Source organism: Acetivibrio sp., from assembly GCF_035371925.1.
In the GTDB taxonomy this organism is placed as follows: domain Bacteria; phylum Bacillota; class Clostridia; order Acetivibrionales; family Acetivibrionaceae; genus Hungateiclostridium.
In genome coordinates, this window is the sequence record NZ_DAORXT010000143.1 from 1 (window position 1) to 4573 (window position 4573).

The 4573-nt window shown below is 38.8% G+C and carries 5 protein-coding genes; 2 read left to right on the plus strand and 3 right to left on the minus strand.

Annotation, left to right across the window (positions count from 1 at the left end; translation table 11 throughout):
- Positions 1-43 precede the first annotated feature (43 nt).
- Complete coding sequence (aroA, locus tag PLH43_RS13080) at positions 44-1315, minus strand: 3-phosphoshikimate 1-carboxyvinyltransferase (protein ID WP_324363836.1); 1272 nt, start codon at positions 1313-1315, stop codon at positions 44-46.
- A gap of 229 nt (positions 1316-1544) precedes the next feature.
- Between aroA and PLH43_RS13085 the strand changes: the two genes are divergently transcribed.
- Both PLH43_RS13085 and PLH43_RS13090 read left to right on the plus strand, forming a co-directional pair.
- Positions 1545-2471 carry a response regulator gene (locus tag PLH43_RS13085; RefSeq protein ID WP_324363838.1) on the plus strand — a complete coding sequence of 309 codons (927 nt, stop codon included), beginning with the start codon at positions 1545-1547 and terminating at the stop codon, positions 2469-2471.
- Between the two features lie 118 nt (positions 2472-2589).
- On the plus strand, positions 2590-3726 hold the full coding sequence (locus tag PLH43_RS13090) for a class I SAM-dependent RNA methyltransferase (RefSeq protein WP_324363840.1): 1137 nt from the start codon (positions 2590-2592) through the stop codon (positions 3724-3726).
- Here PLH43_RS13090 and PLH43_RS13095 read toward each other — a convergent pair.
- Positions 3723-4025: a hypothetical protein gene (locus PLH43_RS13095; protein WP_324363842.1), complete on the minus strand. Its 303-nt coding sequence runs from the start codon at positions 4023-4025 to the stop codon at positions 3723-3725. The genes PLH43_RS13090 and PLH43_RS13095 overlap by 4 nt on opposite strands.
- A 176-nt stretch (positions 4026-4201) precedes the next feature.
- A complete protein-coding gene (locus tag PLH43_RS13100) occupies positions 4202-4372 on the minus strand; it encodes a hypothetical protein (RefSeq protein ID WP_324363844.1) in 171 nt (56 codons plus the stop codon).
- Positions 4373-4573 lie beyond the last annotated feature (201 nt).

A 4573-nucleotide genomic window follows, 5' to 3' on the forward strand; every position in this document is an offset into this window, starting at 1 on the left:
ATAATATAAAACATTATAAAATAATACTATTTTTTTGCAATTCTCATTCACAAGTGGATATATCGGCTCCACATTGGGATAAAAAGCTTATAAATTCCGGAAAAGTAACATTAACTGCCTCAGCCGTGTCAATAATGGTCTCTCCCTCCGCATTCAAGCCTGCTATAGCCAAGGACATGACTATACGGTGGTCTCCGTATCCTTCCAGTTTACATCCTTTTAGTTTGCTTTCTCTAATAACAAGTCCGTCTTCGAGCTCCATTACATCCGCGCCCATCTTTCTTAGCTGCTCACACATTACATGAATCCTGTCAGTTTCCTTAATTCGTGCCTGGGGTACATTTACAAGCCTTGTCTCGCCTTTTGCGAAACATCCCGCAACAGCCATGGCCGGCAGTGCATCGGGTATTGCATTCATATCTATTTCTCTTCCTACAAGCTCACAGCCTTTAATTCTGACGCTCTTTCCCTCAACTTTTACCTTGGCCCCCATATCTTCCAATATTGCAAATACCGTCTTGTCTCCCTGGGGGTCCGTCATATCCAAATTGTCCAACACAAACTCCTCTCCCGATATGGCAGCCTGAACGGCAAAAAAGGTTGCCGAGGAAAAATCACCGGGTATTGTAACGTTTAAGGGCTTATATTCCTGCCCTCCCCTTATATAAAAGGTCTTGTAACCGTGATTTTCATACTTTATTCCCAGTTTATCAAGCCACCACAAAGTTATATCCACATAAGGAACCTCATTAAGTCTTGTAACGATTACTTCGGTATCCAAAGGAAGAAGAGGTGAATTAATCAATATTGACGAGAGATATTGGGATGTAACAGAATCAAGCTCCGTTTTTCCGCCTTTAAGTTTTCCTTTTACCACTACAGGTGCTTTGCCGTTGTTTCTGGTAGAATAGGCCTCGGCACCCAGGTTGTTTATGGCACAAAGCAAGGGCCCCAAAGGTCTTTGCCTTATTTGCCAGTCTCCGGTAAAAACCGAACAACCATCGCCCAAGGCAGCTGTCATTACTCCGAAGCGAAGTGTGGTACCCGAATTGCCAACATTTATAACATCCTCAGGAATGACAGGTTCTTTTCCAAACCCTTCTACGATATATTTATCGTCCTGTTTTTCAATTTTAGCCCCTAATGCCTTACAAACCGCTACAGCAGATAATGCATCATCCGATATCAATGGGCTTCGGATTTCGGATTTTCCCCCGGCAAGGCTTGCAAAAAACAGAGCCCTTATAGTATGGGACTTCGAACCCGGAATCCGTATATTACCTTTGACTTTTGATTTCCTAACCTTTAACAGCATATTATTTATCCTTTCTACCGTACTGCGGGATTTTAAAAACATTGTATTATAATTATATTTTAATATAAAATAAGAATATAATAAAGAACCATAATGAACATCATTGAAAAAGTTTGTCTAAAAAGCAAAAAATTCACCAAAACAATAGATTGAACTATCTGTTATTTGTAGAAAAATTGTGTTAAAATTAATTTATAAATCAGATAAATGAAAGCAAGGGTATAAAATAATGGATGGTACAGTATTGCTTATTGATTATTCCGAATACGAAAGAGAAAAAACCAAAATAATTTTTGACAATATCGGGGAATATAACTTTATCGAGGCCGACAGTCTAAAAAAATTTTACACCATTTTCGAAGACCTCGGTTCTATAACCCTGATAATTATGGATATAGCTTTTCCTGTAGAAAAAGAAGGCCTTGAAGTGCTGTCGGCAATCAGAAACAATTCCAAGACCGCCAACACTCCTATTATTATTGCTACCAAATCGGACAATGCAGGCTATCGCCATGCAGCTCTCAAGTTCAAAGCAAGTGACTATATTTTAAAGCCGTACTCGACCAAGCGCCTTGAAAATTCCGTAAGAAGTGTGCTAAAAATAGGGCAGCGCTTCAGGTATGAATTTGACAGTGCGCATGTTATTTCTATGTCGATAGAGGACTACATATCCAAAGAGTTTAAAGTAGCCTCAAGGGCAGGTCAGAGCCTGTCCGTAATCCTTATGTCCCCGGTCAACTTAAAAAAAGAATCGTCGGAACAGTCCAAAGAGATGTCCGGGGAGCTTCAAGATCAAATCCAGAATATAGCAATCGAAAAGGTAAAGCATTCTTTGCGGTCCACAGATACCGCTATTCTTAATGCAAACAGGGACATCCTTGTCATACTGCCTTTTACCAACGCTCCCGGTGCTCAAAAGGTCCTTGAGAAAATCCAAATCAATGTAAGAAACGGACTTAAAAGCCTGAATATAAATTATGACGACTACTACTATGCGGTTTTCGTGACCTTCCCCCATGACGGCAAAACCTTTCAAAGCCTTATGGAAAAGGCCGTTAAAAAGGTGGAGGACAAGGTTATGCTTGAGAAAATAACCTCTATCGGAGTAAATATTCTCGACAATGCCAGAAAATCGTATAAAAAATTCAACAAGTAAGTATGCATTCATTCCTTTTCTATTGGCAATCCTAAATTTTGATTGTGTAATATTTTATGCGTTTTATTTCATAAATCGACTTTATATTTTATGAATTTATATTTTTGACGGAGGAGATATGAAAGAAGTTGAGCTTATAGCAACAGCAGCAGCCGGTGTGGAATCTGCAGTAAAGCACGAGGTAATAAAGCTTGGTTTTAATGATGTAACCGTCGAAAACGGTAAAATAATGTTTAAAGGTGATATATCAAGTATTCCCCGGGCAAATCTCTGGCTCAGATGTGCCGACAGGGTACTTCTTAAAATAGGTGAATTTGAAGCTTTGACCTTTGAAGAGCTTTTCGACAAAACTTATGCCCTTCCTTGGGAGAAATGGATAACACAGGACGGCAAATTCACCGTATTGGGTAAATCCGTAAAGTCAAAGCTTTTTAGCATATCCGATTGCCAGGCAATTGTAAAAAAAGCCGTGGTGGAAAAGCTTAAGTCCAAATACCACGTAGAATGGTTTGAAGAAAGCGGTCCCGAATACACCATACAAGTATCCCTTCTCAAGGATGTCGCAACTTTAACCATTGATACAAGCGGTACAGCGTTGCACAAGAGAGGATACAGAGAAAAAAACGTTGAAGCTCCTATAAAAGAAACCCTTGCTTCTGCAATGATAATGATTAGCTATTGGAATAAAACCAGGCCGTTATTGGACTGTTTTTGCGGTTCCGGTACAATTCCCATTGAAGCCGCGCTTATTGGACGAAATATAGCTCCCGGGCTCAACAGAACCTTTGCCTCTGAGGAATGGCCCGCCATAGGCAAGGATATCTGGAAAGAGGAAAGAGTTGCAGCTCTCAAAGCAATTGATCAGGACGTGAAACTTAAAATCTATGCTTCTGATATCAATCCTGACGCTGTTGAGCTGGCAAAGGAAAATGCCTATTTGGCCGGTGTTGATGATTGTATTGAATTTTTCGTCAGTGATTTCAGGGACATTCGAATAAAAGAGGATTACGGTGTAATAATATGCAACCCTCCTTACGGTGAAAGAATAAGCGAACAACAAGAAGTGGAAATAATAAACAGGGATATGGGAAAAGCATTCTCCGAATATAACACATGGTCAAAATACATAATTACCCCATCGGAGAATTTCGAACGGCTTTACGGTAAAAAGGCCGATAAAAAACGCAAATTCTATAATGGAAATATAAAAGTGGATTATTATCAATATTTCGGACCAAAACCCGGCTCTATTTAGCCGGGTGTAATATTTTCTTCTGTGTAGCATCGATCATTAACAGTAACTTCTGTAGAAATGGTAGGGTTTTGTGCTTCCTCTTTTGCAATTTGCAATAATTCCTCCAAGGATGCTCCTCCGCTTAAAACCCTTATAAATTCATCAAGGGCTTCTAAGCCTCGTTTCTCCCGGGAATATTTTTTTATTAGTCTTTTCAGCCCATTATAAAGTCGTTGTTGGTCGTTTGCATTGATTTCATCTTTCAGGATTTCTGTAAAAACTGTTCCTACGTTGCACACTTTGCTTTCAATACTTTCCATCTCCTGAAGAATTTCCAGAATTTTATTACTGTTTTGACTACTTATGGTGTGACACTCCTCTACATAAAATTGTGTATATATAGTATCTTCTATAAAAGAAAAATTTATTCCGAATCAATGCCCTCCACTTTGGAAATTGCCCTCTGCTTATAGAAATTGGAGTATTTTTGGCCTCGCTATAATTTTCTGTCCATAATACGGCCTCCCAAAATACCCAAAGCTATCCCAAAAAATGCAAATGAAAATGTTATTGTACTGTGCCAAAGCATAAAGCCTATTACCGAAAGTATGCCACCTATAGCAGCCCCCACAAGCATTCCGATTTCGGTAAAGTTATATCCGTCCATCCTTAAGCTCCCTCCATATTTTCCATACAAGCGGCTTGGATACAAACGTCTTAATATACCTGCTCATTTTAATATCTAATAATTAGACGATATTCTTTGTGAAAAGTTCTATTTTTTCATAAAAAAATACAATAAAATCTCCATAATTTGGTAAGTTGTAAAATTAATTGCCCAAACATGATAAAAAAGAAGTGACTCAAA

What these genes read in the sequence shown, in the direction of transcription:
- aroA (WP_324363836.1), bottom strand. Translation starts at nt 1,315, where the DNA reads ATGCTGTTAAAGGTTAGGAAATCAAAAGTCAAAGGTAATATACGGATT.
- PLH43_RS13085 (WP_324363838.1), top strand. Translation starts at nt 1,545, where the DNA reads ATGGATGGTACAGTATTGCTTATTGATTATTCCGAATACGAAAGAGAA.
- PLH43_RS13090 (WP_324363840.1), top strand. Translation starts at nt 2,590, where the DNA reads ATGAAAGAAGTTGAGCTTATAGCAACAGCAGCAGCCGGTGTGGAATCT.
- PLH43_RS13095 (WP_324363842.1), bottom strand. Translation starts at nt 4,025, where the DNA reads ATGGAAAGTATTGAAAGCAAAGTGTGCAACGTAGGAACAGTTTTTACA.
- PLH43_RS13100 (WP_324363844.1), bottom strand. Translation starts at nt 4,372, where the DNA reads ATGGACGGATATAACTTTACCGAAATCGGAATGCTTGTGGGGGCTGCT.